Genomic DNA, 19,016 nt, shown 5'->3' with positions numbered 1-19,016 from the left:
CTTTAGTTGCGTCGTCGGCCGGTCTTATGTGCCGATCCGACCCATCGGGACCGCACAGCATACCGCACCCTTCTCAACGGGAAACCGCCGCCAGAGGTGCCGCGGCCAGCGATATGGGGGTGTGATACCCGATGCGGCAGGATATTCCGTGCAGGCATCCAAATCACACGTGAAATGCTTCGGAAGGCGGTGAGCGACGCACCTCCTGCATCATGGTTGCGATAAAAGAATGGGAGAGGATTTCGATGGAACGCAAAACCATGCCAACAAGCGCCGAATTGCCCCCTGCCGAGGTCGAGCATCGCACGATGCGGCTTCGCGCCATGACCCCGCAGGATGTCGCCGCGCTGCACCTGCTGGCCAAGGCCGAACAATGGCCGCACCGGGCGGAGGATCTTGCCGACATGCTGGCTGTCGGCTCCGGCACGGTGGCGGAGCTGAACGGCGAGATCATCGGCACGACGATGTGGTGGCGGGCCGGTCCGGTCACCGCGACGCTGGGCATGGTGATCGTCTCGCGCCGTCATCGCGGGGCTGGCCTCGGCCGGATCGTGATGGACGCGGTGCTCGACCGGATTGCGGCCGCGCTGAGCCCCGACGCGGCAATCATGCTGAACGCGACCGAGGATGGGCTGCCGCTCTATCGCAAGCTCGGCTTTCGCGGCGTCGGTGAAATCCTCCAGCATCAGGGGGCGGCGTTTCAGGCCCCGCTGGTTCCACTGGAGCCGGGGGAGCGTATCCGGCCGATGGGGGAGCGCGACGGCGCGGTCGTCGACTCACTGGTCCACGCGGCGACCGGCCTCGATCGTCCGTCGGTCATGACGCTCTTGCGCGAGAAGGCGCACGGCGTCGTGCTGACGCATGGCGATACGGTGACCGGGGCGGCGCTTTTCCGCCGGTTCGGACGCGGCTATGTTGTCGGGCCGGTGATCGCGCCCGACGCGACCCGCGCCAAGGCATTGATCGCCCAGTGGATCGGATCGCGCAGCGGCGAATTCATCCGGCTGGACATTCCGGGCGATAGCGGGCTTGGGGCGTGGCTGGAGGAACTGGGGCTGGTCCGCGTTGGCCGGGTGGTGACGATGGTACGGGGCGGGGAGCCGCAAGGCACCGCACCCGGCACCGCCTTTGCGATCGTGAGCCAGGCGCTATGCTGACCGCTCAGGACCTGCGCACGACCGGCCTGCTGGTCGAGACGATGCTGATCGATGGAGCCTGGACGGGCGCGAACGACGGCGCGACGCTCGAGGTGACCGATCCGGCGACCGGCGAGACGATCGGGACGATCCCGGCGGCGGGGACGGCCGAGACCGAGGCGGCGATCGCCGCCGCCGCCGCCGCGTTGCCCGGATGGCGGCGCCGCACGGCGGACGATCGCGCGACCCTGCTCGAGGCATGGCACCGGCTGATCCTCGACCATGTTGATGCACTGGCCGCGATCATGACCGCCGAGCAGGGCAAGCCGCTGGCCGAGGCGAAGGGCGAAATCGGCTATGCCGCCAGTTTCGTCAAATGGTTTGCGGGCGAGGGGCGGCGGATCGCGGGGCACATGATCCCCGCGCCGACCACCGACCGCCGCATCCTGACGACCCGCGAGCCGGTGGGCGTGTGCGCAGCGATCACCCCCTGGAACTTTCCCGCCGCGATGATCACCCGCAAGGTCGCGCCCGCGCTCGCGGCGGGGTGCACCGTCGTCATCAAGCCGTCCGAGCTCACGCCCTTCACCGCGCTGGCGCTGGTCAAGCTGGCCGAACGCGCGGGGATTCCGGCGGGTGTCGTCAACATCGTCACCGGCATGCCCCAGGCGATCGGCGCGGCGCTGACCGCCTCGCCGGTGGTGCGCAAACTGTCCTTCACGGGATCGACGCGGGTCGGGGCGCTGCTGATGCGGCAGTCCGCGGACACGCTGAAGCGGTTGAGCCTGGAACTGGGCGGCAACGCGCCCTTCATCGTGTTCGATGATGCCGATGTCGATGCGGCGGTGGCCGGGGCGATGGCCTCCAAGTTCCGCAACGCCGGACAGACCTGCGTCTGCGCCAACCGCTTGTTCGTGCAGGACGGCATTCACGATCGTTTCGTGGAAAAGCTGGGTGAGGCGGTGCGTGCCCTGCGCGTCGGGGATGGGCGGCGGGCGGGGGTCACCATTGGTCCGCTGATCAACGCCGCCGCCACGACCAAGGTGGCCGAGCATGTCGCCGACGCGCTGGCCAAGGGCGCCCATATCGCCGCTGCCCCCGACGGCGTGAGCGGGGATGCGCGGTTTGCGCGGCCGGTGGTGCTGACCGAAGCGACGCCGGGCATGCGGCTGGCCTCCGAAGAGACGTTCGGGCCGGTCGCCCCGATCTTCCGCTTCCGTGACGAGGAAGAGGCGGTCGCGCTCGCCAATGCGACGCCGTTCGGCTTGGCCAGCTATTTCTACACCGACGACCTGCACCGAGCCTGGCGCGTGGGAGAGGCGCTGGAGTTCGGCATGGTCGGGCTGAATACGGGCGCGCTGGCGATGGAGATGGCGCCGTTCGGCGGGATCAAGGCCTCCGGGCTCGGCCGGGAAGGGGGGCGCGAGGGGATCGAGGAATATCTGGAAACCAAGGCGTTCCATTGGGGGGGATTGAAGGGCCTGTGAGACATTACCGGATCGCGGTGATCCCCGGCGACGGGATCGGCAAGGAAGTCGTCCCCGAGGGCGTGCGCGCACTGGAAGCGGCGGCGGCAGCCTATGGCTTCACCGTCGAGCAGCAATGGCATGATTTCGCCTGTTGCGACTATTATGTCCGCCACGGTCGGATGATGCCCGAGGATTGGAAGGCGCGGATCGGCGATGTCGATGCGATCTTCTTCGGCGCGGTAGGCTGGCCCGACACCGTGCCCGATCATATCTCGTTGTGGGATTCGCTGATCCAGTTCCGGCGCGAGTACGACCAATATGTCAATCTGCGCCCGGCGCGGCTGATGCCGGGCGTGCCTTGCCCGTTGGCGGGGCGGAAGCCCGGCGACATCGACATGATGATCGTGCGTGAGAATACCGAAGGCGAATATTCCGCGATCGGCGGCACCGCTTTTCCCGGTACCGATCGTGAGGTGGTGCTTCAGGAAACGGTCATGACCCGTATCGGCACCGACCGCATATTGCGATATGCGTTCGAACTGGCGCGGAAGCGGCCTGCCAGGCATTTGACCTCCGCCACCAAATCCAACGGTATCGCGATCACCATGCCCTGGTGGGACAGTCGTGTCGCGGAGATGGCGGAGAAATACCCGGAGGTACGGACCGACAAATATCATATCGACATCCTCGCCGCGCAGTTCGTGATGAATCCCGACCGGTTCGACGTGGTCGTCGCCTCCAATCTGTTCGGTGACATCCTGTCCGATCTGGGCCCGGCCTGCACCGGCACGATCGGCATAGCGCCATGCGGCAACATCAATCCGGATCGCGCGGTTCCGTCGCTGTTCGAGCCGGTCCATGGCTCGGCGCCCGATATCGCCGGGCAGGGGATCGCCAATCCGGTCGGCCAGATATGGTGCGCGGCGATGATGCTCGATCACCTCGGCGAGACGGCTGCGGCGGCGTCCATCGTCACCGCGATCGAGACGGTGCTGGCCAGCGAGGGCGGCCGCACGCGCGACCTGAAGGGATCGGCCGACACCGTGCAATGCGGCAAGGCGATCGCGGCGGCGATCGGTTGAGGACGGCGGCGGCATAATCTGCCGCCGGGTCGGAAAACTCGGCAGCTTCCCATGCCGGGAATGGGGCGAGCGGACCCTTCCGCCGTACCGGACGCCTAAGCTGGCATCATTCAAGACAATAAGGCCAGTCATGTTCTCCAATTCGCTGATCGAGGCGGATCGCCGCCACCTCATTCATCCCGTCACGTCATGGCGCGGGCATGAGGCGCGGGGCGCGACCGTGCTGACCGAGGGGCAGGGCATGTACCTGACCGACAGCGACGGGCATCGCCTGCTCGATGCCTTTGCCGGGCTATGGTGCGTCAATATCGGCTATGGTCACGACAGCGTGGTCGAGGCGGCCGCCGAACAGATGCGGCGCCTGCCCTATGCGACCGGCTATTTTTCCTATGCCAGCGAACCGGCGATCCGGTTGGCCGAGCGGCTGGCGGGCCTGGCACCCAAGGGACTGGACCGGGTTTACTTCACGCAAGGGGGATCGGACTCGGTCGACTCCGCGCTGCGCTTCATCGTTCACTATTGGAACGCCAGGGGCCGCCCGACGAAGAAGCATATCATTGCGCTCGACAAGGGCTATCACGGTTCGTCGTCCAATGGCGCGGGCATCACCGGCCTGCCAGCCTTCCACCGCCTGTTCGATCTGCCGCACAGCTGGCAGCATCACATTCCGGCGCCCTATCCCTATCGCCATGCCGCCGGCGACGATCCGGCGGCGGTGATCGCCGCCAGCGTCGCTGCGCTGAAGGACAAGGTTGCCGAGCTTGGGGCGGAGAATGTCGCGGCTTTCTTCGCCGAGCCGGTGCAGGGTTCGGCGGGCGTGATCGTACCGCCCAAGGGGTGGCTGGCCGCAATTCGGGCGGCCTGCACCGAACTCGGCATCCTGATGGTCGTCGACGAGGTCATTACCGGTTTCGGGCGGACGGGGCCGATGTTCGCCTGCGAGCATGAGGGCGTGTCGCCCGACCTGATGACGCTGGCGAAGGGGCTGACCGCCGGTTACGTGCCGATGGGCGCGGTGTTGATGTCGGCGGAGGTCTATGACGGAATCGCCGAGGGTCCCGACAACCACCTGCCGATCGGGCATGGCGCCACCTATTCGGGACATCCGGTCGCGGCGGCGGTGGCGATGGCGGTGCTCGACCTTTACGAAGGCGGTATCATCGCCAACGGTCTTGCCCGCGCGCCGCAGCTGGCCGACGGGCTGGCGGCGGTCGCCGATCATCCGCTGGTCGGCGACGTGCGACAGGTGGGGATGCTGGCGGGGATCGAGCTTGTCGCCGACAAGGCCGCCAAGACGCGCTTCGACCCGGCGCTGGGCTTGCCCGACCGGTTGGCGAGGGCAGGCTATGCCCACGGCATCATCTTCCGCGCCTTTGCCGACGGGACGATCGGGCTTGCCCCCGCGATCAGTTGCGACGAGGCGGATATGGCGACCTTGCTTGCGCGGTTGACGCGCACGTTGGATGATGTCGCCGAGCAACAGGAGGTGCGGGCCGCGCTGCGATGATCGCGGTTCGTACGGGGAATGAAGGGGTATATCCGCCACCATGACGTCAGCGCCCAAACTTGATCGACTGGACTTTCGTATTCTGGCGCAGCTGCAGCGCAACGGGCGGATCACCAATGTCGACCTGGCCGATGCGGTGGGCTTGTCGCCCAGCCCATGCCTGTCGCGGGTCAAGCGGCTGGAAAAGGCGGGCTATATCACCGGCTATGGCGCACATGTCGCGCTCGCCAAGCTGGGCGAGACGCTGACCGTCTTTACCGAGGTGACGTTGAAGGATCATCGCACCGGCGACTTTTCCCGTTTCGAACAACGCGCACGCAATGTGCCCGAGATCGTGGAATGTCATCTGGTCAGCGGTGGATATGATTATCTGATCAAGTTCATCACCCGCAACGTCTCGCAATATCAGGAACTGATCGAGTCCATTCTCGAAAGCGATTTCGGGATCGAGAAATATTTCAGCTACATCGTCCTCAAGTCGCCGATCGTGAAACGTTACGACCCTATCGAAACCTTGTTCGAGGATCGCGGCTGACGTTGCCGGAAGGTCTGCTTATGCCCATCGATGCCCAGGAAATCGGCCATCTCATCGCGCTTCGGCGTGATCTTCATGCGCATCCGGAACTGGGCTTTCATGAGCATCGCACCGCGGGGATCGTCGCCGATGCGCTCCGGTCCGCAGGGCTGGAGGTGACAACCGGGATCGGCGGCACGGGGGTCGTCGGCACGCTGCGCCACGGCCCCGGCAACGGTGCGATCGGTTTCCGCGCGGACATGGATGCGCTGCCCTTCGCGGAAGCGACGGGGCTGCCCTATGCCAGCACGACGTCGAACGTCTTTCATGGCTGCGGCCATGACGGGCACAGCGTGACGCTGATCGGGGCGGCACGGTTCCTGGCGCGGACCCGCGATTTCTCAGGCACGATCCATTTCATCTTCCAGCCCGCCGAGGAAGGGCTGGGTGGTGCGGATGCGATGGTGCGTGACGGGCTATTCGACCGGTTCCCCTGCGACCGGGTGTTCGCGCTCCACAATTGGCCCGACCTGCCGCTGGGCAGCGCCCGGACGCGGCACGGACCGATCATGGCGGCAGCGGACCGCTTCGACATCATCATTTCGGGGCGCGGCGGCCATGCCGCCATGCCGCACCAGACGCCGGATGCCATACTGGCCGCTGCCACCCTGATCGGCGAGTTGAACACGATCGTCGCGCGCCGCGTCGCCCCTACCGAAAGCGCGGTGCTGTCGGTCACGAAGGTCACCGGCGGGGATTCGCACAATGTCATCCCGGCGGAGGTGAAGCTGACCGGCACCGTGCGCACTTTCTCCGCGGCGGTGCAGGACCGCATCGAGGAGTCTTTGCGGGCGATCTGCGAGGGCGTCGCGCGGGCGAGCGAGACGCAGGTGTCGGTCGATTATATCCGCTACTACCCCGCGACGATCAATGACGCCGACAGCGCGGACATCGCGCTGGCGGCGGCTCGCGCGGTGTGCCCGGATGCGCAGCTTGCTGCCGATCCCGCCTTCACCTCGGAGGATTTCGCCTTCATGCTGCGGGCGCGGCCGGGCGCCTATCTGTGGCTCGGGCAGCGCGACGATGGCCATGCCGCGCCGTTGCATCACCCCGGCTATGACTTCAACGATGCCGTCATTCCCTCTGGCATCGCATGGTTCGCCCAACTGGCCCGGATGCTACTGCCCGCCTGAAGACGGCGTCCCGGCAGACCCGCCTCCTCCGGCGGCAAGATCATGTCGGTGAGGTGCGCGCAAATCCGCATTTCGTTCCGATCCGGTCACGGCTTCGCAATAAAATGCTTGTCGCTGCTGCCCATGATGCCGGCATCGCAGAGAGGGCGACACAATGGCCCGCCGGTCCAAGAAGACCGCGACGAAGGCCAGGGCGCCGTCACGATGAGGACGATGCGACTGCCACTATCATTTCGGGGGAAAATATATGCGCTATCGACATCTGCTATCGTTCAGCGTCGCCGCTCTGGCGATCACGACATCCACGGTGGTCTCGGCGCAGACGGTGCCGGTGGCGTTTCGTCCGGCGGCGGAGGCGGCCGAGGGCGATCCCAAGACCGCGGCGATCGCCGAGGAGCCCCAGCAGGCCGACATCGTCGTGCAGGGCCAGCGCCAGCAATATGTCGCCGCCGTCCCCACGATCGAGGTGCCGCAGAGCATCCAGGTCCTGTCGGCCGAGACGTTGCGCGATGCGGGTGTAACCCGGCTGGACAACGCACTGGACTTTGCGACCGGCATTGCCCGCCAGAATAATTTCGGCGGCCTGTTCGACGTGTTCGCCTGCCGTGGCTTTTCGGGGGACGAAGGCTCGGCGAGCAACTATCTGGTCAACGGGTTCAACGCCGCGCGCGGCTATGGCGGGTCGCGCGACACCTCGAATGTCGAGCAGATCCAGGTGCTGAAGGGCCCCAATTCCTCGCTGTTCGGGCGCGGCGAGCCGGGCTGTACGGTCAATATCATCACCAAAAAGCCGGGCTTCGACCTGCACGGCGGCGCGATCCTGTCGGCGGGCAGCTTCAACACCTATCGCAGCGAGGGCGACTTCAACGTGCCGCTGTCGTCGCGCATCGCGATGCGCGTGACGGGCGCGGCGGAATCGGCTGACAGCTTCCGTGATTTCAACTCCAGCCGGAAGATCACGGTCACGCCCTCCTTCCTCGTCAAACTGGGCGAGGACAGCTCGGCCAGCTATGAGTTCGAGTTCATCGACCAGAAAGTGACCTTCGATCGCGGTATCGTCGCGCCGACCGGCAATCTGTCTCTCATTCCCCGCAACCGCTTTTTCGGCGAGCCGGGCGATGGACCCGTCCATGTCCGCGCCATGGGCCACCAGGCCCAGTTGCAGCATGATTTCGACAGGAACTGGTCGATCATCCTGGGCGTCGGCTATCGCGACACCTTCTTCCGGGGCGTGTCGACCGAAGCGGAGCTGGCCGCAGGGCGCCAGCGGCTCTACACCGACGGCATCACTCTTTCGCGCCAACGACGCGACCGGGATTACAAGACCACCGACCTGACCTTCCGCGGGGAACTGAGCGGCACGTTCGATACCGGGCCGCTGACCCATCATATGATCGTCGGGGCCGACTGGGACGATTATGAGCTGGACATTGTCCAGAACCGCTACCGCCCGCCCGCCGTCGCATCGCAGACGGCCGGGAATCTGGCGGCGGGCAATCGCATCAACATCTTCGACCCCGCCTATGGCAAGCTGCCCAGCACCGGCGCGTTCCAGAGCTATCTGGAGCGTCAATATAGCTGGGGTGCCTATCTGCAGGATCAGATCGACGTCACGGACGGACTGAAGTTGCGCGCGGGCGGCCGCTACGACCAGTTCGAGCAGATCATTGACGACCGTGTCTCGCGCCGCCGCGCGCAGCAGTTCCGCACCGCGTTCAGCCCCTCGGTGGGGGCGACGTATCTGTTCGGACCGCAATTCTCGCTCTACGCCAATTACGGACGTGGCTTCCGCCCGAACAACGGCACGGACGCGAACGGCAACGCCTTTGTGCCCGAGCGTACCATCTCCTATGAGGCGGGGGCCAAGGTTTCGCTGCTCCACCAGCGGCTGACCGGCACGGTCGCATTGTTCAAGACCAACAAGAACAACGTCCTGACCGCCGATCCCATCAACGCCAATTTCTCGCTGGCGGTCGGCAAGGCACGAAGCAAGGGCGTCGAAGCCGAGCTGTCGGGCCAGCTCCCCGCCGGGTTCCGGGTCCAGCTGAACTATGCCTATATCGACGCCGAAGTGGCGCAGGATGCGCTCGACCCCAATTTCGGCTTCGGCCTGCGCGAAGGCGACCCGCTGATCAACATCGCAAAGAACAGCGGCAGCGCGCTGATCTTCAAGGATTTCGACATTGGTGAAAAGCGCCTGACCGTGGGTGCGGGTGTCAATTATGTCGGCAAGCGCCTGGGCGAGACCGGTTACCGCTTTGCCAACGGCAGTTTCTACTATCTGCCCGCCTATACGCTGACCCGCATGACGGCGGCGTTCGAGGCAACCGATCGGCTGCGTATCTCGGGCGAGGTCACCAACCTGTTCAACGTCCACTATTTCCCCAGTTCCTATTCGCGGCTGTGGACGCTGCCGGGTGCACCGCGCCAGTTCATGGTCCGGATCGGTTATTCCTATTGATCGGTGGGCGGCCGTCTTCCCCCCGGTATGGTCCGAAAAAACCATGGCGGGTGAGGGGCGGCCGCTCCGCCCGCGTATTGAAGGGCAACGGTTCTTCACACCCTCAATCGGAGTTTGATCCCATGCGTCGCATCCTGCTCGGCCTGGCCCTGGCCGCGTCCCTGTCTGCGCCCGTCCTGGCGCATCCCAAGCTGCTCGGGGCCAGTCCCGCCGCCGACACCACGGTCGCGACGGCACCGCGGACCCTGGTCCTCAACTTCTCCGAAAAGCTGATCGCCCCGATGTCGGGGGCCGAGCTGACCATGATCATGCCTGGCATGGCCGGGCATGCCATCCCCGTGAAGACCTCGGTCGGGGCGGACGGGCGCTCGCTGGTCCTGGTTCCTGCGTCACCCCTGCCGCGTGGCCAGTATCAAGTGGACTGGCATGTCGTGTCGGCCGACACGCATCGCATCACCGGCAGCTACAAGATTCAGGTCGGCTGACCCGTGGCGGAGGCCGCGCTGATCCTTGCGCGGGGATTGTCGCTGACCATCCTCCCCGGACTGTTCGGACTGGCCCTGTTCGCAAAAGGGGGGCGGTGGTCGCTGGTAGCGGTCACCGCCCTCGCGATTCTTGCGTCGGCCATCGGCTTCGTCCTGCTGGCCGTTGCAATGACCGGCGGCGACTATGCCGCTCTGAGCGGCGACCTGCTGACCATGCTCCTCCGGGACACCGCGCCGGGGCTGGCCTTTGTGATGCGCCTGATGCTGCTGGGGGCGCTGCTTCTTACATTGCTGGTGCGGTCGATCGTGCCACGGGCCGTCGTCGCACTGTTCGCGGCGGGCGCTACGGCGACCCTGGCCTGGAACGGGCATGGCGCCATGGACTCCGGCGCGCTCGGCTGGATCCATCTGGGTGCCGATATTGTCCATATGCTGGCGGTCGGAGCGTGGATCGGTGCGCTGATCGTCTTTCTTGGCCTTGTCGTCCGCCGCGAGTCCGATCACGAGGCCGCGGCACGAGCGCTGGCGGGCTTTGCGGGCGTGGGCAGCGTGATCGTTGCCGCTATCCTGGCCACGGGACTGGTCAATGCGGCGATGCTGATCGGGGTCGATGGGATCACACGGTTGCCCGAGAGCCTTTACGGTCGGCTGATGATCGCCAAGCTGGCGCTGTTCGGGGCCATGCTGATGCTCGCCTCTGCGAACCGATACTGGCTGACCCCCGGCCTGATCGCATCCGGACGGAAGGGGCAGCGGGCGTTACGGATCAGCCTGTCGCTGGAACTGGCCGCCGCCGTGGCGATCGTTGGGCTGGTGGCCTGGGCGGGGATTTGCGAGCCGCCGATCTCCGCCATGTGATCGGCCACGCCCCGCCCGAAGCGGTCAATCGCGTATGAATGCGCTGTCGTAGAAGCCGTCGAGCCGGACGACGAGAGTCACCGGCACCGCCCCCCGGTTCTTCCAGTACCAGCCATGCGTGCCGGCAAAGGGCGCGGTGAAGCTCCCCTGACCGGAGCGGACATTCTTCTGCTTCCAATAGTCAGTGAAGTCGCTCTCACCGCCGCCGATAGGCTCGCCGTGCATGTCGGCTCGGACGAGGCCGGAGGCGCTCCAGCGGAAGTTGAAGCTGTCACCCGCCTTCATCCGCGCTTTCACCTCGACGCCCTTGCCGGGAGCGAGCGTCACGGTCTTCTCGTCGGTGCGGAAGGGCGTGACGCGGGCGATGTTGGCCTGGGTTTGGGTCGGTATCGCAATGGCGGCGGGCGTGCCGATCATGGGGGCGGGGGCGTCCTCCGTCTCCTCGCCGCCAGTCGCCATGCGTGTCAGCCCCAGGAGGCGGCCGACCCCGGTCGGGTCGATCCCATATTCGGCGGGTAGGACGAACAGGGTCAGGATCGCAGCGCCCGCGCCCAGCGCGGCGAGCAAGGCGCGTCCGACGGTGCGGGGGGATGCGACAGCGGGATCGGTGGCAAGCGTGGCGGTCATGCGGCCTTCTCCATCAGGAAACCGGCGAACTGATAGCCGGTCAGGACGATACCCGCGCTCATCAGCACGGTATTGGCGACGACGACGCCGCGCGCGAAGTTCGGCGAGCGCCGCCATAGCGTCATGAGAAACAGGATCGCGCACAGGGCCAGGAACTGCCCCATCTCAACCCCGACATTGAAGCTGACGAGATTGGGGACCAATCCGTCGCGCGACGCGATCAGGCTCTGGAGTTTGGTCGCAAGACCGAAGCCGTGGAAGAGACCGAAGATCAGTACCGCGGCCTTCGGGTTGGGCTGAAACCCGATCAGCATCGGGAACGCTCCCAGATTGTCGAGTGCCTTGTAGACGACCGACAGGCCGATGATTGCGTCGATCAGATAGGGATTGGCGTGGATGTTGAAGAACACGCCCGCGAGCAGGGTCGTGCTGTGCCCGATGGCGAACAGCGTGACATAGGTGCCGACATCCTTCAGGCGATAGAGAAAGAAGATGACGCCGAACAGGAATAGCAGATGGTCGTATCCGGTGACCATGTGCTTGGCGCCCAGATACAGATAGGGGATGATATTGATCCCCGGATTGTTCTGGATGAACGCCTTGTCCCCTTCGGCGACGCCGTGTGCGGCGGCCATGCCGTGACAACCGACCGCCAGGGCGATGCCGACCAGCGGCAGCACCCTGCGTCGCATCCCGCCGGTCATCGGATCACGAAGGTCGCCGTCTGGCGCGCCTGGGTCTGACGGTCGATCAGGAGGACGCCGACCTTCGATCCGGGGGCGACGACCGCGCCCTTGGCGACGAACTGGTTGCGCGCGGCCGGGGTCAGCGCGATCTCGGTCTTCTTGGCGCCCGTGGTCACGACCAGCTTGCCCGACATTCCGGACGCGGGCACCTCGTCACCATCCTCCATCACATAGAGCGATACGCCGCCCTTGGCGCGGACCAGCTCGAACACGGTGTCCCCGACCTCGACCACCTGCCCGCCATGGCGGGGCTTGTCGTCGCCATGGGCGAGGGCGGGTGACGCGGCGAGCATCAGGGGAAGGCAAGCGATGGCGTATTTCATGATCGGTCTCCGCTGGCGGTCAGGGGTCATTTCTCGGGCGCGTGCGGCAAGGTGAAGGACAGCGTCGCGGTGTGTTCGTAACGGTCGATCTTGGCCGGCTGATCGGACGGGGAGACATAGACGGCGCGCAGGACGTTCAACCCCTGGTTGCGCACCGGCAGGGTGACGGCGCCATCGGGTCCGGTCGCGATCTCGGCCGCGTCGGGGTCGTTGACCATGTCGTTGATGATCGTCGCGCCCGCGACAGGCTTGCCCTTGAAGAACACGCGGTAGGTCATCGGCGTGCCCAGCTTGTCGGGCAGGGCGCCGACCGGTACGATCTGCAGCGTCTGCGCGGGGATCAACGGCACAGGTTTTGCCAGCGGCCCCTTGATCATCGTGGCATATTTGATCGTCGTCTCGCTCTTGACGGAATTGGGAACCTCGTCCTTGGGTTTCTTGACGAATTCGCCATCGGGCAATTTGGACCAGGTGCCGTTCTGAAGGACAGCACTGACGATCGTCGGCGGGGCGTCGGTGTCCACCAGCACGACCGGCCCTGCCGTGCGGAGCTGCGCCCGGATGGGGTTCAGTTCGGCATCCCAGGCCTGGACGCTTTCCATATTCGGCTGGCGCTTGACCGCCTCCAGGTCGTCGCCGCCGATGCCGTAGATGATGGCGATCTGCTTGGCGCGCTGCGCGAACCAGATGCCGTGGGCGTCGGCCATGGTGGGGATCGAGAGCCCTGCGGACAGGACGGTGGACCAGATCAGCGTCGTTCGCTTCGCCACGTCATCACTCCTTTGCCAATGTCACCAGAGGCTAGTCGTGGATCGACCGCAGCTTTGACCGTCTTTCGTCGTCCATGCGAACAAGATGCCGCCATGGCGGCGATGCAAAGCACGTCCTTTGCCTGCCCCCGGCGGCGACCGGGGGCAGGCCCCGGATCAGGTCCGGGCCAGGCGTTCCGCGCCGGAGCGATCCGCCGCCCTGGTGCGGCGCGAGACCCAGGCCGCGATCGCGGGCAGCACGACCAGCGTCAGCGCGGTCGAGGTGATGAGGCCGCCGATCACCACCGTCGCCAGCGGCCGCTGCACCTCCGCGCCCGTGCCGGTCGCCAGAGCCATCGGCACGAAGCCCAGCGAGGCGACGAGCGCCGTCATCAGGACGGGACGCACCCGCTCCATCGCGCCTTCGGCGATGGCCTGGTCGTCCGCCTCGCCCATCTCGCGGTGGCGGGCGATGGCGCTCATCATGACCAGTCCGTTCAGCACCGCCACGCCCGACAGCGCGATGAAGCCGACCGCCGCCGTGATCGAGAAAGGGATGCCCCGTATCAGCAGGGCGAAAACGCCCCCCGCCAGCGCCATCGGCACCGCCGAGAACACGATCAGCGCGGGGACGAAACCGCCAAGTGCCATGAACAGCAGCGCATAAATGGCGAGGAAGCAGATCGGCACCACCAGCATCAGGCGAAGCTGCGCCGATTGCAGGCTCTGAAAGGTGCCGCCCCATTCGGTGTACATGCCCGGCGGCAGGGTCATCTTCGCAATCCGCGCCTCCGCTTCCGCAACGAAGCCGCCCAGGTCGCGGCCCCGGACATTCACCTGCACGGTGATCATCCGCTTGCCATTTTCGCGGCTGATCTGGTTGAGCCCCTGGGTGTAGTGGAAGCTCGCCACCTCGCGGAGGGGAACCGAGCGGGCGGTCTGCCCCTCGGCGGCGGGGAGCATCACCGGGATGGCGCCCAGCGTGTCGATATCGTCGCGCTGCACATCGGGCAGGCGCACGACGACCGCGAAGCGGCGATCCCCCTCGAATAGCAAACCGGCCTCGCGTCCGCCGAGCGCCGCCGCGACGGTCGCCGCGACCGCATCGACCGACAGTCCCAGACGCCCCGCCGCCTGACGGTCGATCCGCACGTCGAAGGTCGGCGCGCCGTCGGTCTGTTCGACGCTGACATCCGCTGCGCCCGGAATCGTGCGCACGACATCGGCGATCTTCTGCCCTTCGTCCCCCATGGCGTCGAGGTCGTCGCCGTACAGCTTGATCGCGACATCGGCGCGTACGCCCGCGATCAGTTCGTTGAACCGCATCTGGATCGGCTGCTGGACCTCGGTACGGTTACCGATGACCTGCTTCATCCGTTCCCCGATCCGTCGAATGATGTCGGCCTTGGTCCGCACCTCTGCGGGCCACTCGCTCTCGGGCTTGGGGATGACATAGGTGTCCGACGCGTTGGGTGGCATCGGATCGGTGCCCAGATCGGCATTGCCGTTCTTGGAAAAGACCAGCGCCACCTCGGGCAGCGTCTTCAGCGCATTTTCGATCCGCATCTGCATCTGCGTCGACTGGTCGATCGAGGCGGAGGGCACGCGGAAGTTCGTGACCGTGATATCCTTTTCGTCCAGCTGCGGCATGAACTCCTCACCCAGCCACCCGAAGCCCAGGATCGCGGCCACGAACACCGCCGCCCCGCCCAGCACGAAGGGACGCGGCCGGGCGATCGCGCGGGCGAGCAGGGGGGCATAGCGCGCCTTGAACCAGCGGATCGGCCGCACTTCGGTTTCCTCGACGCGCCCCTTTATGAAGATCGCGATCATCGCGGGTACGAACGTCAGCGAAAGAATGAAGGCGCAGCCGAGCGCGATCATCAGCGTGATCGCCATGGGTGCGAAGGTCTTGCCCTCCACCCCCTGGAAGGTGAGGAGCGGCGCGAAGGCCAGGAAGATGATCGCCTGGCCATAGACGGTCGGCCGGATCATCTCGCGCGCCGAGGCGGCGGTGGTCTCCAACCGTTCCGCGCGGGTCAGCAGTCGTCCTTCGACATGCTGCCGCTCGGCCAAATGGCGCAGCGCATTCTCGACGATGATGACCGCCCCGTCGACGATCAGTCCGAAGTCAAGCGCGCCAAGGCTCATCAGATTGCCCGAGACGCCCAGCATGTTCATGCCGGTCGCGGTCATTACCATGGTGATCGGGATGACGGCCGCGGTGATCAGCGCGGCGCGGACATTGCCGAGCAGCAGGAACAATATGACGATGACGAGCAGCGCGCCCTCGAACAGGTTCTTGCGTACGGTGGCGATGGTGGCGTTGACCAGTTTCGAACGGTTGTAGACCGGCTCCGCAAAGACGTCCGGGGGCAGCGTTCGGTTGATCCGGACGAGCTTGTCGGCGACGGCGGTCGACACGATGCGGCTATTCTCGCCGACCAGCATCAGCACGGTCGAGATGACCGCCTCGGACCCCATGCGGCTGCCGGAGCCGGTGCGGACCGCGCCGCCGATCGTCACCTGACCGACATCGCGCACCCGGACGGGCACGGCGTTGCGCGTGGCAATCACCGCGTCCTGAATGTCTTCGATCGATTTTAGCCGCGCGTCGGCGCGTACCAGAAAGCTCTCGCCCGCGCGGCGGACGTAATTCGCCCCCGCCGAGACATTGGCGCGCTCCACCGCATCGGCCAGCTCGGTCATGGAAACGCCATAGGCGGCCAGCGCGGACAGGTTCGGCTCGATCAGATATTGTTTGACATAGCCGCCGTTGGAATCGACCCCTGCCACCCCCTTCACGGTGCGCATCTGCGGCCGGATGATCCAGTCCTGCACGGTGCGAAGATAGGCCGCCTTGGCGAGTTCGGTGGTCAGCCTTTCGCCCTCGGGCGTCAGATAGCTGCCGTCGCTCTGCCAGCCGGGCCTGCCGTCTATCCGGGGCGCACCGCGCCCATCGGGATGGCGAAAGGCGATCGAATAGAAGAAGATTTCGCCCAGGCCGGTGCTTAGCGGGGCGAGATTGGGCTGGACCCCGGCGGGCAGGCTGTCCCTTGCCTGGGCCAGTCGCTCGGCGATCTGCTGGCGCGCGAAATAGATGCTGGTGGCATCGGTGAACACCGCCGTTACCTGGCTGAAGCCGTTGCGCGACAGCGAGCGGGTCATTTCCAGACCCGGAATGCCGGCCAGCGCCGTTTCGATGGGAAAGGTCACCTGCTTTTCCACATCGACCGGACCCAGCGCGGGAACGAAGGTACTGACCTGCACCTGGCGATTGGTGACGTCGGGCACGGCATCGATCGGGAGCTGCGTGATCTGCCACGCGCCGACCGCGATAACGGCCAGCGTCAGGACCGCGACCAGCCAGCGCAGCCGGACCGAGCCGGACAGGATGGCGGCGATCATTCCTCGCCCCCCATATCCTTTTCGAGTTCCGCCTTGATCAGAAAAGCGTTGGTCGTGGCGATTTTCGTGCCCGCCGTGATCCCGTCGGCGATGGCGACCATGCCGCCCGCCCGGCCCGCGATCCTGACCGGTTGCGCGCGGAAGCCCTGCGCCGTGCGGACGAACACCACCTCCTGCTCGCCTAGCGTCTGCACCGCGTCTTGCGGGATCATGATGCTATTCCGCGCGGCACCGCCGCTGGCGAATATGTGAGCCTGGACGAGCTGACCCGGTGCGAGCGCGGCTGTGGAGGCGAGCGGCGTGACGATGACGGTGGCGGTGCGCGACTGGGGATCGACAACCCCGGTCGCGGCGCGGACCCGGCCCGCAACGGTCTGCCCCTCGCGGGTGACGAGTTCCACCCGGTCGCCGTCCCGGATTCGCGCGGCCTCCGCCGGGGGTACGGCGGCCGCGATCTCCAGGCGGCGGGGATCGGCGACGCGGAACAGATTGGCCTCGGCGGCGACATATTGCCCCAGCTTCGCCTCGGTCAGGGTAACGCGCCCGGATATGGGGCTGGTGACGGCGACGGAGCGTCCGTCCCTCGTCACCCGCGCCGCGCTCGCCGCCGCACTCGCGCGACGGGCATCGGCCTGCGCTACGGCGAGATTGGCTTCGGCCGCCTCATAGTCTGCGCGCGGCGATACGCCCTGCGCCAGCAGCCCGCGCTCGCGGGCGAGTTGTCGCCGGGCCAGCCCGACGCGGGCCATGGCGGTGGCGCGGTCCGCGGTGATCTGCGAGGCGTCTCGGCTTTCGATCAACGCCAGCGTCTGTCCGGCGCGTACCGTGTCCCCCATGCGGACGAGAATGCGCGTGACGGTGCCCGGCACGCGGGCGGTCAATATGGCATCCCCGTCGGGCGTGGCCTGCACGGTGGCGGTGGCGATCACGGCCTGGTCCAGCTCCCCCGTGCCTGCGGCCGAGACGGCGATTTGCGAGGCCGTTATGGCCTGTGGCGAGATGGCCAGCGTGTCGCGGGGCCCGGTCTTGGTCGAGGACGGAGAGGCGGGGGGAGGGGTAGGCGGTACGCTGGGCTGGGTCAGCTTCGCGGCGGCGAAGCCGAGCGTGGCCGCCGCCGCCAGGCCGAACGTGGTCCCTGCGTAAAGACGATATCGGGCGGTCATTGGACCGGTTCTCCGGTAATGCTGAGGCCAGCGAGGCGAGCGAGTGAGGCGCGCGCGTCGAAGCGGGCGATGTCGGCGTCGAGAATGACGCCGCGTGCGGCGCCGAGATTGTGGCGAGCGCTCAGAAGCTCGCTCAGCGGGGCCTTGCCCGCCTCATAGGCAAGGCGGGCCAGCCGATAGGCTTCCTCCGCGGTCGCGAGCGTGCGGCGTGCCGCGACACCCCGCGCGTCAGTCGCCGCGATCAAGGCCCGTGCGGAATGGGCGCCTGCTTGGGCTTCCAGTCGGGCGGCGGCGGCGCGCGCCTCGCGGCCCTGCAATTCGGCCTGGGCGGCGGCGATATTGCCGCGATTGCGATCGAACACCGGCAGGGGAATCGTCACGCCCGCGACGATGGCGGGCCCTCTGGCGACCCGCAGCTGACGTACCCCCAACTGGGCGGTGATATCGGGCGTGGCATGGCGCCGCTGCAGGGTGACGGCCTGGGCGGCGGCCTCGCTTTCGGCCATGGCGAGCCGCACGGTCGTGCTTTGGAGCGGGTCGACCGGACCGCTCGGCGGCTGCGCAATCACACGATCGATGAGGGACTCCGCCAGACCCGTATAGGGCGTGGGCGATCCCGCCAGTGCCGCCAGCCGCGCAAGCGCACCGACCCGCTGCGCATGGGCGATTTCCAGGTCCGACTCCATCGTATGCAGCTCGGTCTCGGCCTGGACCTGGCGCAATCGGGCTTCCTTGCCCGCGGCAACCAGCGCGCGGGCGACCTTCAGCACGTCGGTCGCTTCCTCGACCTCATCCTCGGCCAGTGCGATGCGGCGGTCCGCGATCTCGGCGGCCGCATAGGCACGCGCCAGTTCGGTCGCGAAGGCGCTGCGCCCTTCGACCCCGCGCGCCGACGCGGCTGCCACTGCCGCATCCCCGGCGGCGATCCGCGCGGCGCGCTTGCCGCCGAGTTCGATCGGCTGGTCGATTTGAAACGTCGTCTGCTGCTGGTCGCGGGCATTGGTGCGCAGGTCGCCCGCGAAATTCTCGCCATAGAGATTGATCGACGGATTGGGGCGCGCCCGCGCCTGTTCGGCATGGCCGCGCGCCTGCGCCATATCGGCGTCGAGCGCGGCAACGCGCGGCGCATCGCGTGCCCGACGCAGCAATTCCGGGAAAGGAGGCGCGGTCTGCGCCCAGCTCGCACCGGCAGGGCATAGCGCCGCCAGCGTACCGGCAAGCGCCATCATGCGCGCCCGGCCAATATAACCGTTCATATCTTCGCTGTTCCTGCCACATGGGAAGCCTGTTGGCGC

Annotated in this window: 16 protein-coding genes; 9 read left to right on the top strand and 7 right to left on the bottom strand. The window is 66.6% G+C overall.

All coding sequences use genetic code 11. The features are described from left to right. The first annotated feature begins 245 nt into the window (after positions 1 to 245). The 9 genes from QE360_RS15850 to copD all read left to right on the top strand — a co-directional run bounded on the left by QE360_RS15850 (position 246) and on the right by copD (position 10,705). Complete coding sequence (locus tag QE360_RS15850) at positions 246 to 1,157, top strand: GNAT family N-acetyltransferase (RefSeq protein WP_309703079.1); 912 nt, start codon at positions 246 to 248, stop codon at positions 1,155 to 1,157. After that, entirely contained in the window at positions 1,151 to 2,623 is a 1,473-nt protein-coding gene (locus QE360_RS15845; protein ID WP_309703077.1) for an NAD-dependent succinate-semialdehyde dehydrogenase, read from the top strand. The genes QE360_RS15850 and QE360_RS15845 overlap by 7 nt, the downstream gene beginning before the upstream one ends. Further along, positions 2,620 to 3,687 (top strand): tartrate dehydrogenase, encoded by a 1,068-nt coding sequence (locus tag QE360_RS15840; protein WP_309703074.1) that lies wholly within the window; start codon positions 2,620 to 2,622, stop codon positions 3,685 to 3,687. Before QE360_RS15845 ends, QE360_RS15840 begins: the two co-directional genes overlap by 4 nt. Before the next feature lie 130 nt (positions 3,688 to 3,817). Next, positions 3,818 to 5,194: an aminotransferase class III-fold pyridoxal phosphate-dependent enzyme gene (locus QE360_RS15835; protein WP_309703072.1), complete on the top strand. Its 1,377-nt coding sequence runs from the start codon at positions 3,818 to 3,820 to the stop codon at positions 5,192 to 5,194. Between the two features lie 40 nt (positions 5,195 to 5,234). Next, positions 5,235 to 5,729, top strand: a complete 495-nt coding sequence (locus QE360_RS15830) for an Lrp/AsnC family transcriptional regulator (RefSeq protein ID WP_267433172.1) — start codon at positions 5,235 to 5,237, stop codon at positions 5,727 to 5,729. A 20-nt stretch (positions 5,730 to 5,749) separates the two neighbouring features. Beyond that, positions 5,750 to 6,901, top strand: coding sequence for an amidohydrolase (locus QE360_RS15825; RefSeq protein ID WP_309703070.1), 1,152 nt, complete (start codon positions 5,750 to 5,752; stop codon positions 6,899 to 6,901). 247 nt (positions 6,902 to 7,148) lie between these two features. Then, the gene (locus QE360_RS15820) at positions 7,149 to 9,362 is read left to right on the top strand and encodes a TonB-dependent siderophore receptor (RefSeq protein WP_309703068.1); all 2,214 of its coding nucleotides are present in this window, start codon (positions 7,149 to 7,151) and stop codon (positions 9,360 to 9,362) included. A gap of 122 nt (positions 9,363 to 9,484) precedes the next feature. Beyond that, a complete protein-coding gene (gene copC / locus QE360_RS15815) occupies positions 9,485 to 9,847 on the top strand; it encodes a copper homeostasis periplasmic binding protein CopC (protein WP_309695042.1) in 363 nt (120 codons plus the stop codon). A 3-nt stretch (positions 9,848 to 9,850) separates the two neighbouring features. After that, positions 9,851 to 10,705: a copper homeostasis membrane protein CopD gene (copD, locus tag QE360_RS15810; RefSeq protein WP_309703066.1), complete on the top strand. Its 855-nt coding sequence runs from the start codon at positions 9,851 to 9,853 to the stop codon at positions 10,703 to 10,705. Positions 10,706 to 10,729: 24 nt separating this feature from the next. On the opposite strand, the gene QE360_RS15805 is transcribed toward copD, so the two are convergent. From QE360_RS15805 to QE360_RS15775, 7 genes are all read right to left on the bottom strand, one after another. Further along, positions 10,730 to 11,332, bottom strand: coding sequence for a hypothetical protein (locus tag QE360_RS15805; protein WP_309703063.1), 603 nt, complete (start codon positions 11,330 to 11,332; stop codon positions 10,730 to 10,732). Continuing rightward, positions 11,329 to 12,024 (bottom strand): HupE/UreJ family protein, encoded by a 696-nt coding sequence (locus tag QE360_RS15800; RefSeq protein ID WP_309703061.1) that lies wholly within the window; start codon positions 12,022 to 12,024, stop codon positions 11,329 to 11,331. Before QE360_RS15800 ends, QE360_RS15805 begins: the two co-directional genes overlap by 4 nt. 8 nt (positions 12,025 to 12,032) lie before the next feature. Then, complete coding sequence (locus QE360_RS15795; protein WP_309703059.1) at positions 12,033 to 12,401, bottom strand: hypothetical protein; 369 nt, start codon at positions 12,399 to 12,401, stop codon at positions 12,033 to 12,035. Between the two features lie 26 nt (positions 12,402 to 12,427). Beyond that, positions 12,428 to 13,171, bottom strand: coding sequence for a DUF4198 domain-containing protein (locus QE360_RS15790; protein ID WP_309703058.1), 744 nt, complete (start codon positions 13,169 to 13,171; stop codon positions 12,428 to 12,430). A 156-nt stretch (positions 13,172 to 13,327) separates the two neighbouring features. Further along, entirely contained in the window at positions 13,328 to 16,558 is a 3,231-nt protein-coding gene (locus tag QE360_RS15785; RefSeq protein WP_309703056.1) for a CusA/CzcA family heavy metal efflux RND transporter, read from the bottom strand. Then, the gene (locus QE360_RS15780) at positions 16,555 to 17,721 is read right to left on the bottom strand and encodes an efflux RND transporter periplasmic adaptor subunit (RefSeq protein ID WP_309703054.1); all 1,167 of its coding nucleotides are present in this window, start codon (positions 17,719 to 17,721) and stop codon (positions 16,555 to 16,557) included. Before QE360_RS15780 ends, QE360_RS15785 begins: the two co-directional genes overlap by 4 nt. Beyond that, entirely contained in the window at positions 17,718 to 18,977 is a 1,260-nt protein-coding gene (locus QE360_RS15775) for a TolC family protein (protein WP_309703052.1), read from the bottom strand. The genes QE360_RS15780 and QE360_RS15775 overlap by 4 nt, the downstream gene beginning before the upstream one ends. Positions 18,978 to 19,016: the final 39 nt, after the last annotated feature.

Origin of the sequence: Sphingomonas sp. SORGH_AS_0789 (assembly GCF_031453055.1) — a bacterium.
Lineage (GTDB): Bacteria > Pseudomonadota > Alphaproteobacteria > Sphingomonadales > Sphingomonadaceae > Sphingomonas.
Note: the sequence above shows the minus strand (reverse complement) of the source record. Positions and strands in the feature narration are given on the sequence as shown.